This window comes from Frondihabitans cladoniiphilus, from assembly GCF_039544345.1.
Lineage (GTDB): Bacteria > Actinomycetota > Actinomycetes > Actinomycetales > Microbacteriaceae > Frondihabitans > Frondihabitans cladoniiphilus.
In genome coordinates this window covers 363,616-383,656 of the sequence record NZ_BAABLM010000002.1, presented here as the reverse complement: position 1 = coordinate 383,656, position 20,041 = coordinate 363,616, and the positions used below count along the sequence as shown (strand labels likewise).

At 68.2% G+C, this 20,041-nt stretch carries 19 protein-coding genes and 1 pseudogene; 11 read left to right on the top strand and 9 right to left on the bottom strand.

Annotation, left to right across the window (positions count from 1 at the left end; genetic code table 11):
- Positions 1-40 precede the first annotated feature (40 nt).
- The 3 genes from ABEA39_RS06805 (at position 41) to ABEA39_RS06795 (ending at position 3,018) form a co-directional block, all read left to right on the top strand.
- Entirely contained in the window at positions 41-994 is a 954-nt protein-coding gene (locus tag ABEA39_RS06805) for a sugar phosphate isomerase/epimerase family protein (protein WP_345374676.1), read from the top strand.
- Between the two features lie 90 nt (positions 995-1,084).
- Positions 1,085-2,134 carry a Gfo/Idh/MocA family protein gene (locus ABEA39_RS06800; RefSeq protein ID WP_345374674.1) on the top strand — a complete coding sequence of 350 codons (1,050 nt, stop codon included), beginning with the start codon at positions 1,085-1,087 and terminating at the stop codon, positions 2,132-2,134.
- A 14-nt stretch (positions 2,135-2,148) separates the two neighbouring features.
- Positions 2,149-3,018, top strand: a complete 870-nt coding sequence (locus ABEA39_RS06795; RefSeq protein WP_345375299.1) for a sugar phosphate isomerase/epimerase family protein — start codon at positions 2,149-2,151, stop codon at positions 3,016-3,018.
- An 84-nt stretch (positions 3,019-3,102) separates the two neighbouring features.
- On the opposite strand, the gene ABEA39_RS06790 is transcribed toward ABEA39_RS06795, so the two are convergent.
- The gene (locus ABEA39_RS06790) at positions 3,103-3,306 is read right to left on the bottom strand and encodes a hypothetical protein (RefSeq protein WP_345374672.1); all 204 of its coding nucleotides are present in this window, start codon (positions 3,304-3,306) and stop codon (positions 3,103-3,105) included.
- A 158-nt stretch (positions 3,307-3,464) separates the two neighbouring features.
- On the opposite strand from ABEA39_RS06790, the gene ABEA39_RS06785 reads away from it, so the two are divergent.
- The gene (locus ABEA39_RS06785; RefSeq protein ID WP_345374670.1) at positions 3,465-4,583 is read left to right on the top strand and encodes a transaldolase family protein; all 1,119 of its coding nucleotides are present in this window, start codon (positions 3,465-3,467) and stop codon (positions 4,581-4,583) included.
- A 187-nt stretch (positions 4,584-4,770) separates the two neighbouring features.
- Complete coding sequence (locus tag ABEA39_RS06780; protein WP_345374668.1) at positions 4,771-5,175, top strand: tautomerase family protein; 405 nt, start codon at positions 4,771-4,773, stop codon at positions 5,173-5,175.
- 175 nt (positions 5,176-5,350) lie between these two features.
- Here the strand turns inward: ABEA39_RS06780 and ABEA39_RS06775 are convergent, their stop codons facing one another.
- On the bottom strand, positions 5,351-6,112 hold the full coding sequence (locus ABEA39_RS06775; RefSeq protein ID WP_345374666.1) for a GntR family transcriptional regulator: 762 nt from the start codon (positions 6,110-6,112) through the stop codon (positions 5,351-5,353).
- A 113-nt stretch (positions 6,113-6,225) separates the two neighbouring features.
- Entirely contained in the window at positions 6,226-6,828 is a 603-nt protein-coding gene (locus tag ABEA39_RS06770; protein WP_345374664.1) for an exonuclease domain-containing protein, read from the bottom strand.
- 147 nt (positions 6,829-6,975) lie between these two features.
- On the opposite strand from ABEA39_RS06770, the gene ychF reads away from it, so the two are divergent.
- Positions 6,976-8,049: a redox-regulated ATPase YchF gene (gene ychF / locus ABEA39_RS06765; protein ID WP_345374662.1), complete on the top strand. Its 1,074-nt coding sequence runs from the start codon at positions 6,976-6,978 to the stop codon at positions 8,047-8,049.
- 519 nt (positions 8,050-8,568) lie between these two features.
- Here the strand turns inward: ychF and ABEA39_RS06760 are convergent.
- The 6 genes and pseudogenes from ABEA39_RS06760 to ABEA39_RS06740 form a co-directional block, all read right to left on the bottom strand.
- A complete protein-coding gene (locus ABEA39_RS06760) occupies positions 8,569-9,402 on the bottom strand; it encodes a type II toxin-antitoxin system HipA family toxin (protein WP_345374660.1) in 834 nt (277 codons plus the stop codon).
- A 129-nt stretch (positions 9,403-9,531) separates the two neighbouring features.
- Positions 9,532-9,792: pseudogene (locus ABEA39_RS18830) on the bottom strand (HipA N-terminal domain-containing protein); the annotation flags it as partial.
- Positions 9,779-10,042 (bottom strand): helix-turn-helix transcriptional regulator, encoded by a 264-nt coding sequence (locus ABEA39_RS18825; protein WP_425556935.1) that lies wholly within the window; start codon positions 10,040-10,042, stop codon positions 9,779-9,781. The gene ABEA39_RS18825 and the pseudogene ABEA39_RS18830, both read right to left, overlap by 14 nt.
- A 103-nt stretch (positions 10,043-10,145) precedes the next feature.
- Positions 10,146-10,808, bottom strand: a complete 663-nt coding sequence (locus ABEA39_RS06750) for a DUF4304 domain-containing protein (RefSeq protein WP_345374657.1) — start codon at positions 10,806-10,808, stop codon at positions 10,146-10,148.
- A gap of 101 nt (positions 10,809-10,909) precedes the next feature.
- A complete protein-coding gene (locus ABEA39_RS06745; RefSeq protein WP_345374655.1) occupies positions 10,910-11,560 on the bottom strand; it encodes a dihydrofolate reductase family protein in 651 nt (216 codons plus the stop codon).
- Positions 11,561-11,642: 82 nt separating this feature from the next.
- Positions 11,643-13,034: an LLM class flavin-dependent oxidoreductase gene (locus ABEA39_RS06740; RefSeq protein WP_345374653.1), complete on the bottom strand. Its 1,392-nt coding sequence runs from the start codon at positions 13,032-13,034 to the stop codon at positions 11,643-11,645.
- A 250-nt stretch (positions 13,035-13,284) separates the two neighbouring features.
- On the opposite strand from ABEA39_RS06740, the gene ABEA39_RS06735 reads away from it, so the two are divergent.
- Genes ABEA39_RS06735 through ABEA39_RS06715 form a run of 5 tightly spaced genes read left to right on the top strand, consistent with a single transcriptional unit; the run spans position 13,285 to position 20,023 of the window.
- Positions 13,285-14,724, top strand: coding sequence for an FAD-binding oxidoreductase (locus ABEA39_RS06735; RefSeq protein WP_345374651.1), 1,440 nt, complete (start codon positions 13,285-13,287; stop codon positions 14,722-14,724).
- Positions 14,725-14,771: 47 nt separating this feature from the next.
- On the top strand, positions 14,772-16,427 hold the full coding sequence (locus tag ABEA39_RS06730) for an ABC transporter substrate-binding protein (RefSeq protein ID WP_345374649.1): 1,656 nt from the start codon (positions 14,772-14,774) through the stop codon (positions 16,425-16,427).
- Positions 16,428-16,431: 4 nt separating this feature from the next.
- Positions 16,432-17,508 (top strand): ABC transporter permease, encoded by a 1,077-nt coding sequence (locus ABEA39_RS06725; RefSeq protein WP_345374647.1) that lies wholly within the window; start codon positions 16,432-16,434, stop codon positions 17,506-17,508.
- Entirely contained in the window at positions 17,505-18,356 is an 852-nt protein-coding gene (locus ABEA39_RS06720) for an ABC transporter permease (protein WP_345374645.1), read from the top strand. Before ABEA39_RS06725 ends, ABEA39_RS06720 begins: the two co-directional genes overlap by 4 nt.
- Positions 18,353-20,023, top strand: a complete 1,671-nt coding sequence (locus tag ABEA39_RS06715; protein ID WP_345374643.1) for an ABC transporter ATP-binding protein — start codon at positions 18,353-18,355, stop codon at positions 20,021-20,023. Before ABEA39_RS06720 ends, ABEA39_RS06715 begins: the two co-directional genes overlap by 4 nt.
- The last annotated feature ends 18 nt before the right edge of the window (positions 20,024-20,041 follow it).

The window sequence follows — 20,041 nt, the reverse complement described above, 5'->3', positions numbered from 1 at the left end:
TCAGGCTGTTTCGAACACACGACAGGAAGACACCGAAGTCATGACCACAACCGCCACCGACACCGCGTCGGGAGCCACCTCCACCAACCCGGGGCTTCGCATCGGCACTGCGCCCGATTCGTGGGGTGTGTGGTTCCCCGAACACCCCAGCCAGATCCCGTGGGACCGCTTCCTCGACGAGGTCGAGAAGGCCGGTTACGAGTGGCTCGAGCTGGGCCCCTTCGGCTACCTGCCGACCGACCCGGCCCAGCTGGAGGACGAGCTCGGCAAGCGCAACCTGAAACTGTCGGCCGGAACCGTCTTCACGGGCTTCCACAAGGGCGACGACCAGTGGCAGCGCGCGTGGGACCAGGCTCTCGCCGTCGCCGGTCTCTCCTCGAAGCTGGGTGCCGAGCACCTCGTGACCATCCCCGACCTGTGGCGCAGCGACGCCACGGCCGAGGTCCTCGAGCACCGCACGCTGACCGACGAGCAGTGGGCCAAGCTCGGTGCCGGCCACGACAAGCTGGGCAAGGCGCTCCTCGAGGAGTTCGGTGTGCACCAGCAGTTCCACACCCACGCGGACAGCCACGTCGGCACCTACCAGGAGACCGAGCGCTTCCTCGAGGTGACCGACAAGCAGTACACGAACCTCTGCCTCGACACCGGTCACTTCGCCTACTACGGCGGCGACAACGTCCGTCTGATCGAGCAGTACCCCGACCGCATCGGCTACCTGCACCTCAAGCAGGTCGACTCCGACCTCCGCTTCACGGTGCTGAAGAACGACGTCCCCTTCGGCGACGCCGTCGCCCTCGGCGTCATGGTCGAGCCGCCCAAGGGCGTTCCCGAGCTGGCCCCGATCATCGAGGCCGTCTCGAAGATCGACCCGAACATCTTCGCCATCGTCGAGCAGGACATGTTCCCGGTCGAGTCGATCGACCTGCCCCTCGGGATCGCGACCCGCACGCGCGAGCACATCTTCGCGACGTCGCCCTACGCCCGGGTCCACTAGGCAGCACCCTCCCCGGCGCGGGGCCGGGTCACGAGACCCGGCCCCGCGCATCCCCCTTTTCTCACCTCTACTTCGTTCACAGGAGAACTCATGTCCAACTCACCCGCTCCTCTCCGCGTCGCCGTCGTCGGTGCCGGCATGATGGGCGCCGACCACGTCAGCCGCATCACCCAGCGCATCTCGGGTGCCGAGGTCGTCGCCGTCGTCGACCCCGACACCGCGCGCGCGACCGCGGCCGCCGCCACGGCCCCCGGAGCCAAGACCTATGCGGCATTCGAGGATGCCCTGGCCGACGCCCAGCTCGACGCCGTCATCATCGCGACCCCCGGGTTCCTGCACGAGCCGGTCATCCTGCCCGCGCTCGAGGCCGGCCTAGCGATCCTCTCGGAGAAGCCCCTCAGCGAGACCGTCGAGTCGAGCCTCCGCATCATCGAGGCCGAGCAGAAGCTCGACCGCCCGCACATCCAGGTCGGCTTCATGCGACGCTTCGACAAGGGCTACCTCGAGCTCCGCGAGCTCGTGAAGTCGGGTGCCAACGGCGCCCTCCTCGCTCTGCACTGCGCGCACCGCAACCCCTCGACGCCGCCGAACTACTCCGAGTCCGCCCTCATCACCGACTCGGTGATCCACGAGATCGACACCGTCCCCTTCATCGTGGGCGAGCCCATCGTCTCGGTCGAGGTCAAGAAGCCGCGTCGCAACTCGCTGGCTCCCGGCGGCCTGCTCGACCCGCAGTTCGTCCTCCTCGAGACGGTCTCCGGCGTCCTCGCGATCGTCGAGATCAACGTCAACGTGCAGTTCGGCTACCAGGTCACCACCGACGCCGTGTTCGAGTCGGGCGTCGCCTCGATCGGCCGCGCCGAGACCATCCAGATCGCCTCTGCCGGCGCCATCGGCCAGAGCGTCACCCCTTCGTTCAAGGAGCGCTTCGGAGCGGCCTACGACGTCGAGGTGCAGCGCTGGGTCGACGCCGCCCACAAGGGCGAGATCGACGGCCCGTCGGCCTGGGACGGCTACCTCGCCAGCGTCGTCGCCGACGCCGGCGTGCTCGCCCAGCAGTCCGGCAAGAAGGAGCCCGTCACCTACGCGCTCGAGAAGCCGGCCTTCTACGAGACGACCTCGTCGCTCGCGACGGCCTGAGGCACTCCTCCATGGTGAAGATCGCCCTCGACCCGACCCCGTTCCACCACGACTACTCGCTCCTCGAGTTGCCGGGCAAGGTGGCGGACCTCGGGTACGAGTACCTCCAGCTCACCCCGCACAAGGACTTCATCCCGTTCTTCCGGCACCCGAAGGCGGACGACGACCTCGTCGACGCCTTCGCGAAGGCCTGCAAGGATGCCGGGGTCCAGATCGCGTCGGTCCTCCCGGTCCTGCGCTGGTCGGGCCCCGACGAGGAGTCCCGCCGTGCGGCCGTGAAGCAATGGAAGCGCGTCCTCGAGATCACGTCGCGCCTCGGCGTCGACCTGATCAACACCGAGTTCTCCGGGCGCCCCGAGCACCAGGAGGAGTCGGAGCGCGCGTTCTACTGGTCGATGGAGGAGCTCCTCCCGATCATCGAGCGGGAGGGGATCCGCGTGCTGATCGATCCGCACCCCGACGACTTCGTCGAGGACGGCCTCGAGGCGGTGCGCGTCATCCGCGGACTCAACTCGAAGAGCATCGGGATGGCTTTCGTGTCGTGCCATACGTTCCACTACGGCGACCAGACCGAGGCGATCTTCGAAGCGGCCGGCCAGTCGATCGGGCTCGTGCACATCGCCGACACGTTCGACCACCACAAGTCGCACGGGCTGCGCTACATCACGAACCCGCCCGGCAACGCGGTGCGCGTGCACCAGCACCTGCCGATCGGCCGGGGCGACGTCGACTTCGACCAGTTCTTCGGCGGGCTGAAGGGCCTTGGCTTCTTCGACCGCGACGACACGGTCGCCGTGTCGAGCGTCTTCGCCGAGGACGAGAACGCGGACGAGGTCTCGCGCTACCAGCTCTCCGAGATCACCTCCCGGATCGCCAAGGCGTAGTCGCACCATGGCCACGAACGAAGCCCCCTGCCAGCGCAGGGGGCTTCGTGCGTGCAGGCGGCCCGACAATTCGAGCCGCGCGGTTCAGCCGGCCAGCGTCGCGATGGCCTGGGCCCAGGCGAAGTACTTGTTCGTGCCGAGGTCGCCGATGGTCTTGATGCCGAACGCCGCCTGCAGGTGCTCGGCGTCCGAGTCGCTGACGCCCTGCAATGCGGCGACCGGCAGCGCTGCCAATTCGTCGATCGGAGTCTCTTCGTACGCCTTGTCGAGCTTCGTTGCAATTGCCATGGGCTTTCCCTTCGATTCTTGGGGTCGTCCTCGCACGCTATTGCGAAGGGGCCGGGTGAGACAAGCGAATTCTTGAAGTACGCCGACAACTACCCCGACTTTGTTAGGACATTACGACCGAGCCTCGTAGACTCGATCCCAGAGATTGGAGAACAACCATGACATCGACCTTTGCGACGAACCCCGTCACCGAAGACGCGTCCACCGACACCCGCCCCAGCACCCTCCGCGCGGCACAAGACACTCCCACGAGCCTCTGGAACGACTCCGCCGACCCGCGCGAGCTCAGCCGCTCGATCGCCGAGTTCGGTGCCGTCGGCGCGACCTGCAACCCGGTCATCGCCTACACCTGCATCAAGAGCGACCCCGAGACGTGGATCCCGCGCATTCGCGAACTCGCCGAAGAGTTCCCGACCGCGGGCGAGTCCGAGCTCGGCTGGAAGGCCGTCGAAGAGCTCTCGATCGGGGCAGCGAAGCTCCTCGAGCCGGCCTTCGAAGCGTCGGGTGGTCGCAACGGCCGCCTCTCGATGCAGACCGACCCGCGCTTCCACCGCGACAAAGACGCCCTCGTCAAGCAGGCCGTCTACTTCTCCGGCCTGGCCAAGAACATCATCGTGAAGATCCCGGCGACCAAGCTCGGCATCGAGGCGATGGAAGAGGCGGTCTACCAGGGCGTCAGCATCAACGCGACGGTGTCGTTCACCGTCGCGCAGGCCGTCGCCGTGGCCCAGGCCATGGAACGCGCCCTCGACCGCCGCAAGGCCGACGGCCTCCCCGAGAAGGAGTTCGGCAACGTCGTCACGATCATGGGCGGCCGTCTCGACGACTGGCTGAAGGTCACCGTCAAGCGCGACAAGATCATGATCGACCCCGGCTACCTCGAGTGGGCCGGCGTCGCCGCCCTGAAGAAGGCGCACCAGATCTTCACCGAGCGCGGCTACCGCGCCCGTGTGCTGTCGGCCGGCTTCCGCAACTACATGCAGTGGTCCGAGCTCGTCGGAGGCGACCTCGTCGTCTCGCCGCCGTTCCAGTGGCAGGTCGACATCAACAACAACAACATCCCCGCCGAGAACCGCATTGACGTCCCCGTCGACCCGGAGATCATCGCCACCCTCCGCGCGAAGGTGCCCGAGTTCACCCGCGGCTACGACGAGGACGGCATGACGCCGGCCGAGTTCGACCGCTTCGGAGCCACGGTCACGACGCTGCGTCAGTTCCTCGACGCCGACGCGCAGCTCGATGCGCTGGTTCGCGACATCATCGTGCCGGCCAACTAGGTCCGTCCGGTTCCTGCTCGACGTGGGGCGTGCATCCTTCGGGGTGCACGCCCTTTCGTCGTCTGTGGCCTCTCGGGGTCCGGCCCGCTCAGGGTCCGCGGGAATTTTTCGCCCCGGTCGAGAGTTTGTTAGTATGTTCTTACAAAGTCTTCCCCCGACCCGGTCGGGCAACCCGCAAAGGATGCACATGCCTCTCGTTCGAATCGATGTCACCGCCGGCCGCTCCGAGGCCGAACTCCGCGCCATCGCCGACGCCATTCACGAGGCGATCGTCGACGTCTACAAGATCCCGGCCCGTGACCGCTTCCAGATCATCAACGAGCTGCCCGCGGGGCGGATCATCGCGCAGGATGCGGGGCTCGGCTTCGAGCGCACCGACGGCGTCGTCATGATCCAGATCTTCACCCAGCGCGGCCGCACCGACGAGACGAAGGCCGCTCTCTACGACCGCATCGCCAACGGCCTCGCCGGCGTGGGTGTCTCGGGCGAGAACGTCTTCATCGGCTACGTCGAGAACGGCCCGCAGGACTGGTCGTTCGGCTTCGGCGTCGCGCAGTACATGACGGGCGAGCTCGGGGTGCCGAAGGCCTGACGCCGCTCGAGCTCCGCCGCCCGTTTTTCAGGCGGCGGGATGCACGGCGCCGGCGTTCTTCAGGCGATCCGGCTTCGAACCGGGCCCGTTCAGGGGATCACGCCCCTTGCCGCCGGTTCGCAGGAGCCGGGCCTCCGAACTCCTGAAAACCGAAGGCCTCAGGGGCGTGCGACGGCTACTTCTCGACGAGCGTGATGCTGAACGAGTAGAGGTCGGGGCGGTAGCAGTGGTAGCCGACCTCGACGGCGGCCCCCGAGGCGTCGTAGGCGGTACGGCTCATCGTCAGCACGGCGCCGTTCTCCTCGATCTCGAGCAGCTGCGCCTCGTCACCGTGACTCGCTCGGGCCCCGATGCGCTGCTTGGCGACGCGCATCGTGACGCCACGGCCGCGGAGGAGCTGGTACAGACCGAAATCCTCGAAGTCCTCGTGCGAGAGGTCGGCGATGGCGACCGGGAGGTAGTTCTCCAGCAGGGCGACCGGAACCTCGTCGGCCAGGCGCAGCCGACGGATGTGCGTGACCGGATCGCCGACCTTGATGCCGAGGTCTTCGGCGACGTGCTCGTCGGCCTCGATGACCGCGTGGGCCAGCACACGGGTGGTGGGATGCTGGTCACCGGCCTTGAGGTCGTCGAACAGGCTCGTCAGTTCGACTTTGCGGCTCACCGGGCCGTGCACGACCTGGGTGCCGATCCCGCGACGGCGCACGAGCAGGCCCTTGTCCACGAGCTCTTGGATCGCCCGACGGATCGTGGGGCGGGACAGGCCGAGCCGTTCGCCGAGCGCGACCTCGTTCTCGAGACGGGCGCCCGCGGGGAGCTCGCCGCTCGTGATCGCCTGCTCGATGCGGGTCGAGACCTGGAAGTAGAGGGGCATCGGCCCGGAACGGTCGAGGTCCATGAAGAGGCCGGCTGGCAACACGCCGTCGTGAGTGGTCATCTGATCTTCCTGGTACGCGGACGGCGGAGAGACTGCTTCGTCCACTCCGCGCGATTGTCCAGACAATATCACCGTCTCTCAAACGGATGTCGCGCAAACGCCGATCCGGCCCGTCAGCGGAAGACGACCGTGCTCGGCTTCGTGCCCGCCGGCTTCAGCACGTTGATCTTCACGCCGGCGTTCGCCGCCAGCTCGTCGACGTCGCGGGCCCCGTGGCGCTTGGCCGCGTGCGCGATGATCGCCGCGCACGCTTCGGCGTCGGCCAGGGCGTCGTGGTGCGCGAACTCTTCGAACCCGGCGGCGTAGGCGGCCAGCGGCAGGCGGTAGGAGTCGAGGGTGTAGGTCTTGCGGGCGACCTGGAGCGAGCAGAGGTAGCGCGGGGCCGGGCAGTCGAGGCCGACGGCCGCGCAAGCGCCGCGGATGACGCCCATGTCGAAGCCCGCGTTGTGCGCGACGAGCACGTCGTCGCCGGCGAAGCCGAACAGATCGGGCAGCTGCTCGAGCCAGCCCTTCGCGCCCTGCACCTGGTGCTCCTCGATGCCGTGGATGCGAGTGTTCCACTCCGAGAAGAAGTCGTGGCCGAGCGGCGGCTTGATCAGCCATCCGACCTTGTCGACCACCTTGCCGTCGCGGACCTTGACCAACCCGACCGAACAGGCCGAGGCGCTCGAGGAGTTGGCGGTCTCGAAGTCGATGGCGGTGTAGTCGAGGGGCACGAGAAACATCGTCGCACGGGGGTCCGACAGTCTCGTGAGGCACGCAGGGCGGGGGAGGTGCATCCCCCGTTCTCGCTCGGCCTCGCCGCCCTGCTCGGCGACGGCCAACGCGTCGGGTGTCGGCGGCGTGACTTAAGCTTGGGGACCGTGGCTCTCACTATCGCGATCGTCGGACTCCCCAATGTGGGCAAGTCCACCCTCTTCAACGCCCTGACCAAGAACCAGGTGCTGGCGGCGAACTACCCGTTCGCCACCATCGAGCCCAACGTCGGCGTGGTGAACCTGCCCGACCCGCGGCTCGACGTGCTGGCCGGGCTGTTCTCGTCGGAGAAGATCCTGCCCGCGCCGGTGTCGTTCGTCGACATCGCCGGCATCGTCAAGGGCGCCAGCGAGGGGGAGGGTCTCGGCAACAAGTTCCTCGCGAACATCCGCGAGGCCGACGCGATCGCCGAGGTCGTGCGCGGCTTCGTCGACCCCGACGTGGTGCACGTCGACGGCGAGGTCAACCCCGAGAACGACCTCGGCACCATCAACACCGAGCTGATCCTCGCCGACCTCGAGACCGTCGAGAAGGCCCTCGTGCGCTACGAGAAAGAGCTGCGGCTGAAGCGGGTCGAGCCCGCCACGTACGACACGGCCGTCGCCGCGCGGGATGCCCTGCAGAAGGGGTCGCCGCTGTCGTCCACCTCGATCGACCTCGAGCCCATCCGCGAGCTCGGGCTCTTGACCGCGAAGCCCTTCATCTACGTGTTCAACGTCGACGAGACGATCATCGCTGACACTGCTGCGAAGGCCCGTCTCTCCGCGCTCGTCGCGCCGGCCGAGGCGATCTTCCTCGACGCGAAGATCGAGTCCGAGCTGATCGACCTCGAGCCCGACGACGCCGCCGAGCTGCTCGCGTCGACCGGCCAGGAGGAGTCCGGGCTGACCCAGCTCGCCCGCATCGGCTTCGACACCCTCGGTCTCCAGACCTACCTGACGGCCGGGCCCAAAGAGACCCGCGCCTGGACGATCGGCAAGGGCTGGAAGGCTCCGCAGGCCGCCGGTGTGATCCACACGGACTTCGAGAAGGGGTTCATCAAGGCCGAGGTCATCTCGTTCCAGGACCTCGTCGACACGGGTTCGATCGCCGAGGCGCGCGCGCACGGCAAGGCCCGCATCGAGGGCAAGGAGTACGTGATGCAGGACGGCGACGTGGTGGAGTTCCGCTTCAACAACTAGGGTGCCCGCATTGAACAACTGGCCAGACGGCGCGCTGACGCGTGAGGAAGTGTCCGATCTCCTGTGTGAGACGACTCGGTGGAGTATCGACTGGTGCGAAGGTTCTCGCATAGCTCCTGCGGAGGGACGAGGTGTGTCATTGCCAGAGGGCGTGCTGCACGGCGTGCCTACGCGCGCAAAGCGTCGCAAGTTCGAGCGCGGTACGCAGGAGCACCGGAGGTGGTTCTTCGCCTTCCTTACCGAGGACGACCTTTTGGCATTTCATGAGGGTCCTTGAACCGCTCATAATCCACGGCCACGGCGCGCGATGCAGGACGAAACGTGATGGAGTTCCGCTTCGACAACTGACAGGCTCACCACGAGGGATGGTGATCGCGACCGCGCCGTCGGGCTCCAGTGGGATCGGAGGCGGAGAACTCACCCAGGGCACGCTGGTCGTCGAGCCATTCGCTCTGGCTGCTCGCTAGGCCGACCATCACTTGAAAGATCGGCGACTCGGCTCGCCTCCCCGCAAGCGGGTCAGGCTGCGAAGATGCGGGCTCGCATCGCGACGCGTGAGGGGGTGTCGCCGAGTTCGCGCAGAGTGCTGATGGATTCCGCCCAATCGGCTACGGCTGTTGCAAGACTCGTGATTGTGTCGCCCGCCTCGATGGCGGAGACACCCCAACGGACGGCCTCTCGGACGAGGTGGTCTCGTGTGACGAACGCGAGCCGGGTCTGCCCATCGACTGCGTGGCCGGCGAAGCGGTAGTTCGAGTCCATGAGCATCACGGGCGCGACGTCGTACAGCGGGGCAAGGGAGACGGAGCCGCTGCTCGAGATGAGCAGAGAGTAGTTCTTCGAATGGGCATCGCTGTTTCCGATGATGGCGTTGAAGGCCACCGCGCGGAGAAGGTCGAGGAGGAATGCACTTTCGTCGTCGGACAGCGGCCCAGCCAGGGCTGCAATCCTCTGCAGTCGGCCCGGGGTCGTGGTGCCGAGCTCGTACTTGTCGGAGGGTCGCAGTGAGAGGGCCTGGGTGAAGTCTTCCTGGTGGAAACGTCCTCCGTCGTGACGGTCGTAACGCTCCACCACGAGCGACGTGCGCTCGCCGAATTGCTTCAGTTCGCTCGCTGCGGCCCGAAGGCCGACATGGCGCGCGAGGGCCCCCGACCACCATTCGGCTTCGAGGAGTCCGGGCGGCCCGCTTCCGTTCTGCGGGGCGGGCTTGATCAGGTGCGTCGACATGGCTCCGAATGCGGGCCATGCCCAGCCATCCTTCGTCCGAGTGAGGAGCACCTTGGCCTGAACACCGCCAAGGGATGCGCCGACCGGGAGCCCATCGGGGGAGTCGAGGGTCGGGAGGTCGCTCACGATGTGATCGACCTCCTCGGTCGAGAGCGGTCGCAGGATTCCGGGGCCCGGCTCCTCAGTATCGGGTAGGAATTGCAGAGCACCCGCACATTCGCTCCCGATTACCCGCAGGAGGGCGAAATCGTCGTCGAAAGGTACCTTCTCGCGGGTCTCGATGAGGGCGCGAACGGGAGGTTCGGGCAAAAGGCCACGAATGAAGAGCTTGAGCTTCTCTCCTTGGACTCGCTTCGTTCCCAACGGCAGGGAGATCGACATGAGGTGCGTGCCTGTCCCGAACTCGTTGACGACTTCAGGGTCGAATCGCAGTCGGACATCGCCGCTGCGCAGTTTTTCGAGCTCGCCGAGCCGCCTCCCGTGCAGCCAAACGCCGAGGATGTTAGTTCGGGGCATCGGCCGCCTCGACTCGCAGCCGGCTCCCGCGAGGAATGACGGCGAACTCGTGCCGGACCCGAGCCAACGCATGGAACAGCACGTCGGAGGTCACGGACTCGCCTCGTTCGAGTCGACTGACCGTCGCTCGGGACGAACCGATGGCTCGAGCGAATTGAGCCTGAGTTTCGCCGGCAGCCTCTCGAAGCTCTTTGATCGCGCTCCCGAGGCTCGCTGGAGTCCGACTCCGGAACCAATTAGTCTGCGTCATATTTGCAGCATATCGCGTTGAAGCGCAATTGCGTCAGATCTGACGCAACTGGCCTTCAGCGGTATTTGCGTCACATCTGATGCACGGCCTCAGGAGGTCGTGTTCAGGCGGAGCGCTCGCGGACCCAATTCGCGACGCCGCGCTGCCGGGCGGCATACGTCTCGTCTTCGTGCGATAGGTCGAGCTCGTCCAGGGTGGTCAACGCACGAATCAGCTCCTGGCTCGGGCCCCGGTCGCTCAGGAGAAGGACGGCGAGCGCCTCGGGTTCGTAACCCAGGAGGGCACCGCCGAAGATCTCTGGACCGCCAGCGCGGTACGTGTTGCGGAAAAGCTCTTCGCGGTCGAGGAGACGGTCGAGCGCGGGGAGCGCCTCCACCCGAAGGGTGTCGACCAGTTCGGCGGCGAACGATTCCGCATCGGAACCGTCACCGAAGTCCCACCGGTCGAGGCGCGTGCGACCCGGCGCTTCGGGGGGAGCGAGGCGGGCGTGCCAGATGCCGCTCGAACCGGACGGAAGTCGAGGCACGGGTCGCTCCTCCAGCCAGGATCGGGATTGCCGTTCCGGTTCGAGGTCGACGGAGAGGTTCACGTAGGCCACGACGTCGTTCGCGGATCCGTAGGCCGACTTCTGCATGCCGACGACGCCCCAGTCGCCCCACGAATTGCGGCGGTGCCACGTCGACCCCGACCCCGAGAACCCCTCGGCGCGGAGGGCCGGACCGACCACGGTTCGCAGCATGTCTCGAAAGCGGTCGCGTGCATCCATGGGCCCATTCTGAATCGGTCCGGAGGCGCCGCGCGAGCGGGCCGGTGCGCGGCTGCGAGAGGGGGATGTCGGAGCGGGACCTCGTGGGGACCCGCGAGCGACTAGGCGGCCCGGCGGCTGAACGTCAGGTGCGTGACGCCACTGGGGCTCGCCACCGCCTCGATGTCGAAGCGCTCCTCCAGGCCTTCGAGCCCGTCCCAGAGCCGTTCGCCGCGGCCGAGCACGATCGGCACGACGACCACGTGCAGGTGGTCGACGAGGTCGGCCGCCAAGAACTCGCGCACGGTCTCGACGCCGCCGCCGATCCGCACGTCGTCGTCGCCGGCGGCCTCGCGAGCCTGCGCCAGGGCCTCCTCCGGAGTCGCATCGATGAAGTGGAAGGTCGTGCCGCCCTTCATCTCGAGCGGTGGCCTCGGGTGGTGGGTCAGGACGAAGACAGGCGTGTGGAACGGCGGGTCGTCGTCCCACCAGCCCTGCCAGCCGTCGTCGGGCCACTCGCCGCGCTGGGGCCCGAACTTGTTGCGGCCCATGATCTCGGCGCCGATGCCCGTCGCCCACCGACTCGCGAAAGCGGCGTCGACGCCTTCACTGCCGCCCGAGGCGCCCTGCATGGCCCGGAACGTCGGCGTGCCCATGAACCACTGCATCAGACGGCCGCCCGCGTGGCCGAACGGCGCCTCGAGCGACTGCTCGGCGCCCGCACCGTACCCGTCGAGCGAGATGGCGAAGTTGTGGACTCGGACTCGCGACACGGTTCCTCCAGGATTCGATTCGGTCACCACACAGTAGAGCCAGCCGGGCCGGCCAGGCGACGGGGGATGCCCGGGGCCACGCTCAGGCGGAGACGGTGCTGGCCTCACTGAACGCCCCGCGCCAAGCCCGCCCCGGATGCCGCTCGTCGAGCTGGGCGTGCCCGAACAGCTTCTCGCGCAGGGTGCCGGGGGTGTATTCGCGCTGCATCAGACCGCGCTCCTGCAGGACGGGCGCGATCCGGTCGACGAAGATCTCGTACGAGCCGGGCAGGGTCCAGTTCATGACGTTGATGCCGTCGATGCCGGCGTCCTGCCACTCCAGCAGCCGATCGGCGATCTGCTCCGGCGTGCCCACGATCCGGCCCCGGAGCTTCGCCGTCAGCCGGGCGAGATCCGCGATCGTCGGCTCCCGGTCGCCCGCGGCTTCCTTGATCCAGGTGAGCAGGCTCTGGCCCGCCTGGGTCTCCACCTCGGACAGGGGCGTGGCGGGATCCCGCGCCTCGCCGGTCTCCGGGTCGAACCCGAGGTTCGAGTGCACGAGGAAGCCGTCGGCGGCGAGGTACTCGTCGATCTCCTTCTCGTTCGCCCGGACCTCGGCTTCAGTCGAGCCGGTGATGAAGGAGAGGCCCAGGAAGAAGAGGATGTCGTCGGGTCGACGCCCGGCCGCCACGGCCAGGCGACGCGTGTCCGAGACGAGCTCGCGAGTGGCCTCGGGGTTCGGGCTGAGGATGAACTGCGCCTCGGCGTTCCGGGCGGCGAACGCCCGGCCTGCGGGGGAGGAGCCGGCCTGGAACAGGACGGGTGTGCGCTGGGGGCTCGGCGACGTGAGATGGGGGCCCTGGACGTCGTACCGCGGCCCGTGGTGGTCGATCCGGTGGATCTTCGTGGCGTCGGCGTAGCCGAGCACGGGGTCTTTCAGCAGGGCCCCGTCGTCCCACGAGCCCTCCCAGAGTTTCTCGACGACCTCGAGGTACTCCTCGGCCCAGCGGTACCGCTCGTCGTGCTCTTCCAGGCGGTCGTGGCCGAAGTTGCGGGCGGCGGCGTCGAGAGCGCTCGTGACGATGTTCCAGCCGATCCGGCCGCCGGAGATGTGGTCGAGGGTCGACACCTTCCGAGCGAAGTCGAACGGGTGCGACTGGATCACCGAACTCGTGAACGCCAGACCGAGGTGCTCGGTGCGGACGGCGAGAGCGGACAGCAGGACGGACGGATCGTTCGACGGCAGCTGCAGACCCTCGTGGGCGTTGATCGCGTAGTCGCCGCGAGCGGGGCCGTAGGTGCCTACCACGTCGGCGAAGAACATCGCGTCGAAGCGGCCGCGCTCGAGCGTCTCGGCGAGGTCGATCCACAGCCGCACGTCGTCGAAGTCCTTCTGCCGAGCGGTCGGATGACGCCAGAGCCCGTGCTGGATGTGCGAGTTCGTGTTCATGACGAAGGCGGCGAACCGCAGAGGGGGTCGCGAGCGGGAAGTCATCTGCCGATTCTCGACCGGCCGCCTGATCAATTCGTCACATTCGTCATGAAACGTCATGCGGACGAGGTCGGGAATGCCCGTTTCCCGACATGAACCGTCACGGAGGGAGACGGGTCGTCACGTTCGACCGAACGGGTTGTTCCGCCCCGGGCCGCCCCAGCACGCTTCTTCCAATCGCCTGTCGAGAAGCAGGACCGCCTGCTAACTACAGCACCGCCTGCGAACGACAGCACCACCTGGAGGAGACCGAATGACGACGACCGAGGCGTACGCCGGAACACGAGCGCGGGATGCACGGCCCGAGGTCGTCGCGTTGGCCGACGCCTTCGCGACCCGCTTCCCCGAAATCGCGATCCGAGTGCCGTCGGCGGCGACCGCTCCCTACCGCTACGACCGCGGCACGGCGCCGCGAGTCGAGTCGCCGATCTCCGACGACGAGCACGGCCCGCTGGTCGCGCTGCCCGGCACGCCGGAGCAGGTCCAGGACGTGGTCCGTCTCGCGGCCGAGTTCGGGGTCTCCGTCGTCACCCGCGGCGCGGGTTCGGGGCTCTCGGGCGGGGCGTCGGCACGACCCGACCAGCTCGTGGTCTCGACCGAGCGTCTGAACCGGATCCTCGAGGTCGCGCCGCTCGACGAGGTCGCCGTGGTCGAGCCGGGCGTGATCAATGCCGCTCTCAACGAGCACGTCGCTCCGTTCGGGCTGTTCTACGCGCCCGATCCGGCCAGCTTCGAGATCTCGAGCATCGGCGGCAACATCGCCACCAACGCCGGCGGACTCCGCTGCGCGAAGTACGGCGTGACCCGCGAATCCGTCCTCGGGCTCGACGTCGTCCTCGCCGACGGCAGCCTCGTCTCCGTCGGGCACCGGTCGATCAAGGGCGTCACCGGCCTCGACCTCACCTCGCTCTTCGTCGGCTCCGAGGGGGTGCTCGGCATCGTGGTCCGAGCGACCGTCCGCCTCCGGCCGATCCCGGTCGCTCGGCAGACCGTGACGGCGTTCTTCGAGAGCACCCCGGCGGGTGCATCCGGCCTGGCCGCCATCACCCGATCGAGCGTGCGCCCCTCCGTCGTCGAGTTCTTCGACGAGCCGAGCCTCACCGGGATCGACGCCTTCTCCGGATCAGGGCTCCGACGCCGTGGCGCCTCGCTGATCCTCGTGGAGCTCGACGGCTACGGCATCGCCGAGCAGGCGCACGACCTGACCGTGGCCCTCGAGGCCGTCGGCGGCACCGTCAGGGTGGAGTCCGACGAGGACGGGGCGGCCCTCTGGGAGCTCCGTCGCCACGGCCGAGGCTTCACCGAGCCGCAGTGGTTCGTCGGCGAGGACATCGCCGTGCCGAAGTCGCGCCTGGCGGAGGTCTACGCCCGCTTCGCCGAGGTCGAGCAACGCTACGACGTCGCCATCTCGGCCGTCTCACACGCCGGCGACGGCAACCTGCACCCGGCGATCACCCGGCCGATCGGCGACGCCGACCCGGCCGACCGGCCCGCCGAACTCGACGAGGCCGCCACCGAACTCGTCCGAATCGCCCTCGGCGTCGGCGGAACCGTCAGCGGCGAGCACGGCGTCGGCACCGTGAAGCTCGACTGGGCCGCCCTCGAGCTCTCCGATCGCAACCGTGCGGCTCAGCGAGCGCTCAAGGCCGCCCTCGACCCGACCGGGCTCTTCAACCCCGGCAAGGCCATCTGACCCCCTCTCCCCTTTCACACACCCTCCCTCCCAGCAAAAGGACCACCATGAGCATCCCCACCCGATGGCGTCGCCCTCTCGCAGGCATCGCGGTCGCCGCGGCCGCCACTCTCGCGCTCGCCGCCTGCAGCACCGGGGCCACCGCCGGCTCCTCCTCGTCGGCCTCGGCCCCGGACAAACCCGTCGAGGGCGGTGACCTGACCTTCCTGATCCAGGGCTACGACGCCGGCTTCGTGTCGAGCAAGTCGTCCATCTCGAGCTACGAGGGCAACCTCTGGGGCGAGATCACCGACAAGCTCGTCTACGTCGATCCGAAGGGCACGATCAGCCCCTGGATCGCCACGAGCTGGGACCAGTCCTCCGACGCGAAGCACTTCACGCTGCACCTGAAGAAGGGCGTGACCTTCTCCGACGGCGAGAAGCTCGACGCTGCGGCGGTCGTCGACAACCTGAACATCTGGGCCAAGGGCGACCCGAGCCGCGGCATCACGAAGGTGGGACTCTTCCCCGGCAGCACCTACGTGGGAGCGGTGGCGACCGACGACCACACCGTCACCGTCGACTTCTCGGCTCCGGCCCTCGGGTTCATCCCGACGCTCGGCTACCACGGCACGATCCTCCTGTCGCCGAAGACGCTGGCGCTGCCGCTCGACCAGCAGGCCGACCTGACCAAGGAGATCGGCAGCGGCCCCTACACGGTCGCCTCGGTCGAGCAGGGCGAGAAGTACGTCCTCAAGAAGCGCGCGGACTACGAGTGGGGTCCGAAGGCGCTCGGTCACACCGGCCCGGCGTACATCGACACGATCACCTACAAGGTGATCAAGGACGAGTCCGTCCGGACGCAGGCCGTCACCGCGGGCCAGGCCCAGGTCTCGTTCAACGTCGAGCCCCAGGAGATCGACTCGCTGAAGAGCCAGGGCTTCACCGTCGACACGCCTCGCTACCTCGGGTTCACCGACGGGTTCCAGGTCAACACCACCGCGACTCCCACCAGCGACCCGGCCGTCCGGCAGGCGATCCAGATCGGCATCGACCGCAAGGCGATCCTGAAGACCGTCTACACGAGCGACTGGCAGGCCGCGACCTCGTTCCTCCAGGGCAACGTGCCCGAGGTCGGCGACTACTCGAGCCTCCTCGCCTACGACCCCGACAAGGCCGAGAAGCTGCTCGACGCCGCGGGCTGGACCACCGGAACCGACGGCATCCGCGAGAAGGACGGCGCCCCGCTCGAGTTCTCGCTCTCGCCGAACCCCTACGTTCCGTCGACGCAGGCCGAGGACGAACTCATCGCCCAGCAGTTGAAGAAGATCGGGATCAAGGTCGACCTGAAGATCACGGACGTGTCGGGATACGCGGCCGTGGCGGCCTCGCATCCCCCGCTCTACCAGACCTCGCGCAGCTTCGTCGACGTCGGGACCGTCGCCGGCGTGCTGACCAGCCAGAACAACGGCGAGGACTGGTTCCGCCTCGGCACGAGCGACAGTAAGCTCGACGACCTGTCGACCCAGATCGCCACGGCCTCGGACGAGACCACCCGTACGAAGGTCGCCGACGAACTGCAGCAGTACGTGCTTCAGCAGGGCTACTTCATCCCCACGGTGCAGCTCGTGCAGCGCCTCTACCTGATCGCGCCGTCGGTGAAGGGCGTCTCGTACAACGGGCTCGCCTACGCCAACTTCTACAGCGCCTGGATCGCGAAGTAGAACCATGAGCGACCGGACCGGAGCGCGCCGGGGATACCTCGGGTATCTCCTGCTGCGCCTTGCCCAGGCGGCCATCGTGATCCTGCTGGCGTACGTGCTCATCTTCGTGGTGGTCAGCGTCCTGCCGGGAGACCCCGTCACGAACCTGCTGCGCGACCCGCAGAGCGGGCTCACCGAGGCCGACATCCACAAGATCGTCGTCTACTACGGGCTGAACCAGCCGGTACTGATCCAGCTCGCGCTGTCGCTCTCGCGCTTCGTCGTCGGCCAGCTCGGCTACTCGCTGCAGTCGAACCTGCCGGTCACGCAGGTGATCGGCGACGCCGTGCCCTCGACGCTCGTGCTCGCCGGCACCGCGCTGCTCTTCTCGGTGGTCCTCGCCCTCGGGATCGCGTACGGCTCGCAGTACGCACCCGGGGCGCGGGTCCGCCAGACGCTGCGCTCGGTGCCGTCGTTCTTCCTGTCGGTGCCGAACTTCGTCATCGGTCTGGTGCTCATCTCGTTCTTCTCCTTCCGGCTGCACACCTTCTCGGTGATCGATCCGGACGGACTCGTGGCGACGCTCTTCGCGGCGCTGACCCTGGCGATCCCGGTCTCGGCGCCCCTGGCGGAGGTGTTCATCGCCAACCTCGACCACGAGTCGAAGCAGGAGTACGCCCTGGTCGCGAAGTCACGAGGGCTCGCACCGGTGGCCCTGTTCGCCCGGCACCTCGTGAAGCCGTCGCTCCTTCCGGCCGTGACGATGGTCGCCCTCATCGTGGGCGAGCTGCTCGGCGGCTCGGTCATCACCGAGACGATCTACGGTCGGGACGGCATCGGCACCGTGGTGCAGAAGGCGGTGACGACGCAGGACGTCCCGGTGCTGCAGGCGGTCGTGTCGCTGGCCGCGGTCGTGTTCGTGCTGGTCAACCTGCTGGCCGACCTGGTCTCGCCGCTCGTCGACCCGCGGGTCGAGATCCGGAGCCCGGCCCGCGCATCCCGCGCCCCTCGTCCTTCGAAGCCATCGAAACCAGCGAGGCCTTCGAAGCCGTCGCAACCGCCGCAACCGGCGCAGCCGTCGTCGCAAGGGGCCTCCGCATGAGCGCCGACGTGCTGATCCGCCTGCCGAAGTCGGCCCCGGCTGCCCGCCGGCGGGTGGGGCTGTCGGTGCCGCCGACCGTGCTGCTCTCGTTCGCGGTGCTCGCCGTGGTGCTGCTCTGGACGCTCTTCCCCGAGCTGTTCACCTCGCAGAGCAAGGTGAGCGGCGACACGGCCGAGAAGCTCGTGGGGCCGAGTGCCGCGCACTGGTTCGGCACCGACTACCTGGGCCGTGACCTCTACTCGCGAGTCGTGCACGGCACGGCGTCGTCGGTCACGAGCGCGCTCGTCGCCGTGCTGATCGGACTCGTCGTGGGCGGGCTGATCGGACTCGTCAGCGGCTTCCTGCGGGGCGCCGTCGACGTGGTGCTCGGCCGCGTCGTCGACGTGCTGCTCGCGATCCCCGGCTTCCTGCTCGCCGTGGTCATCGTGTCGTCGCTCGGGTTCCACACGATCAATGCGGCGGTCGCGACCGGCATCACGGCGGTCGCCGCCTTCGCACGGCTGATGCGGGCGGAGACGCTCAAGACGCGCAAGTCGACCTACGTCGAGGCCTCGTACCTCGAGGGCGGGTCGGGCCTCCACGTGCTCTTCCGGCACATCCTCCCGAACGCGTACAAGTCGGTGCTGGCGCTGGCCGTGCTCAACTTCGGCACGTCGATCCTCGTTATCGCGTCCCTGGCCTTCCTCGGCTACGGCGACCCGCCCCCGGCCTCCGACTGGGGCCTCTTGGTGGCATCGGGAAAGACGTATCCGACGGCCCCGTGGCTCGTGTTCGCCCCGGCGATCGTGATCGTGGTCACGGTCCTGTCGATCAACCGCATCTCCCGTTGGCTTCGAAAGGCCGGATGACCATGACGACACTCGATACGATCACCGCCCCGTCCGCCGTGGCTCGGGCGAGCGACGGCACCGCCCCTCTGCTCGAGGTGCGCGGACTCACCGTCTCGTACGGAGACACCCAGGTCGTCCGCGGCGTCGACTTCTCGGTCGCCGCAGGCCGGGCCGTCGCCTTGATCGGGGAGTCGGGCTCGGGCAAGTCGACGATCGCGAAAGCCGTCCTCGGACTCCTGCCGACTCCGGGGTCTCGAGTCGGCGGCGAAGTCGACTTCGACGGCGCCGAGATCCTCGCCCTGTCGGAGCGTCGATTCCGTCCGCTCCGGGGCCGCCGGCTGGGATTCATCCCGCAGGATCCGGCCACCGCACTCAACCCGGTCCGCACCATCGGTTCGCAGGCCCACGAGGCCGCGGCTCTGACGGGCGAGACGGATGCGGCCGTGCGCCGGCAGGCGATCTTCGCGGTGTTCGAGCAGGTCGGCCTCACCGACCCGCAGCGCGTGTACGACTCCTACCCGCACCAGCTCTCCGGTGGGATGCTCCAGCGAGTCCTCATCGGACTGACGGTGCTGCCGGAGCCCGCCCTGATCGTCGCCGACGAGCCGACATCGGCCCTCGACGTCACGATCCAGAAGCGCATCCTAGACCTCCTCGACACGCTTCGCACCGAGCGGAACATCGGTCTCCTCCTGATCACCCACGACCTCGCCATCGCCGCCGAGCGGGCCGAGTCGCTCGTGGTGCTGCGCGACGGCCGGGTCGAGGAGTCCGGACCCTCGCGCGAGGTCTTCACCACCCCGAAGTCGGAGTACGCCCGACTCCTGCGAGCCGACGTGCCCGCCCTGAACCCCGATCGGTATCGGGTCGGCACCGCCGAGCGCCCGAACCGCCCCGAGGGCGAGACAGAGGGTGGGATGCACGGCTCGGCCCCGGCGCGCATCCACGTCTCCGAGGTCTCCCGCCACTACGGTTCCGTCCGCGCGGTCGACGGAGTCTCGTTCTCCGTGGCAGCCGGCACCACCCACGCGCTCGTGGGGGAGTCCGGTTCGGGCAAGACCACGACCGTGCGCATGCTGCTGGGCCTCGAAAGCCCCGACGGCGGCTCGATCTCGGTCGACGGCACCCGGGTGCACGGGCGCTCGAAGGCGGACCTCCGTCGCGTCCGCCGTCAGTTGCAGCTCGTGTACCAGAACCCCTTCACCTCCCTCGACCCGTCCTGGCAGGTGCGTCGCATCGTCGGCGAGCCCCTCGAACGCTTCCGGGTCGGCGACCGTGCCTCGCGGCGCGAGCGGGTCCGCGAGGCCCTGGACGCCGTGGGGCTCGACGAGCGCTACCTGAACCGGCGCCCGACGGATCTCTCCGGCGGCCAGCGGCAACGCGTCGCGATCGCGCGAGCGCTGGCGTTGAAGCCCGAGGTCGTGGTCCTGGACGAGCCGACGTCGGCCCTCGACGTGACCGTGCAGGCCGGAATCATCGAGCTGCTCACGCACCTGCAGCGCGAACGGGGCCTGACCTACCTGTTCGTCTCGCACGACCTCGCCCTCGTCCGGCAGATCGCCGACACCGTCACGGTCCTCCGCCGCGGGCAGGTGGTCGAGAGCGGCTCCGTCGAACGGATCTTCTCGAACCCCGAGCACGACTACACCCGAGCGCTGCTCGACGCCGTCCCGTCCGCGGACTGAGCGCATCCCCCGTCTCTC

What these genes read in the sequence shown, in the direction of transcription:
- ABEA39_RS06805 (WP_345374676.1), top strand. Translation starts at nt 41, where the DNA reads ATGACCACAACCGCCACCGACACCGCGTCGGGAGCCACCTCCACCAAC.
- ABEA39_RS06800 (WP_345374674.1), top strand. Translation starts at nt 1,085, where the DNA reads ATGTCCAACTCACCCGCTCCTCTCCGCGTCGCCGTCGTCGGTGCCGGC.
- ABEA39_RS06790 (WP_345374672.1), bottom strand. Translation starts at nt 3,306, where the DNA reads ATGGCAATTGCAACGAAGCTCGACAAGGCGTACGAAGAGACTCCGATC.
- ABEA39_RS06785 (WP_345374670.1), top strand. Translation starts at nt 3,465, where the DNA reads ATGACATCGACCTTTGCGACGAACCCCGTCACCGAAGACGCGTCCACC.
- ABEA39_RS06780 (WP_345374668.1), top strand. Translation starts at nt 4,771, where the DNA reads ATGCCTCTCGTTCGAATCGATGTCACCGCCGGCCGCTCCGAGGCCGAA.
- ABEA39_RS06775 (WP_345374666.1), bottom strand. Translation starts at nt 6,112, where the DNA reads ATGACCACTCACGACGGCGTGTTGCCAGCCGGCCTCTTCATGGACCTC.
- ABEA39_RS18825 (WP_425556935.1), bottom strand. Translation starts at nt 10,042, where the DNA reads ATGACGCAGACTAATTGGTTCCGGAGTCGGACTCCAGCGAGCCTCGGG.
- ABEA39_RS06750 (WP_345374657.1), bottom strand. Translation starts at nt 10,808, where the DNA reads ATGGATGCACGCGACCGCTTTCGAGACATGCTGCGAACCGTGGTCGGT.
- ABEA39_RS06740 (WP_345374653.1), bottom strand. Translation starts at nt 13,034, where the DNA reads ATGACTTCCCGCTCGCGACCCCCTCTGCGGTTCGCCGCCTTCGTCATG.
- ABEA39_RS06735 (WP_345374651.1), top strand. Translation starts at nt 13,285, where the DNA reads ATGACGACGACCGAGGCGTACGCCGGAACACGAGCGCGGGATGCACGG.
- ABEA39_RS06730 (WP_345374649.1), top strand. Translation starts at nt 14,772, where the DNA reads ATGAGCATCCCCACCCGATGGCGTCGCCCTCTCGCAGGCATCGCGGTC.
- ABEA39_RS06725 (WP_345374647.1), top strand. Translation starts at nt 16,432, where the DNA reads ATGAGCGACCGGACCGGAGCGCGCCGGGGATACCTCGGGTATCTCCTG.
- ABEA39_RS06720 (WP_345374645.1), top strand. Translation starts at nt 17,505, where the DNA reads ATGAGCGCCGACGTGCTGATCCGCCTGCCGAAGTCGGCCCCGGCTGCC.
- ABEA39_RS06715 (WP_345374643.1), top strand. Translation starts at nt 18,353, where the DNA reads ATGACCATGACGACACTCGATACGATCACCGCCCCGTCCGCCGTGGCT.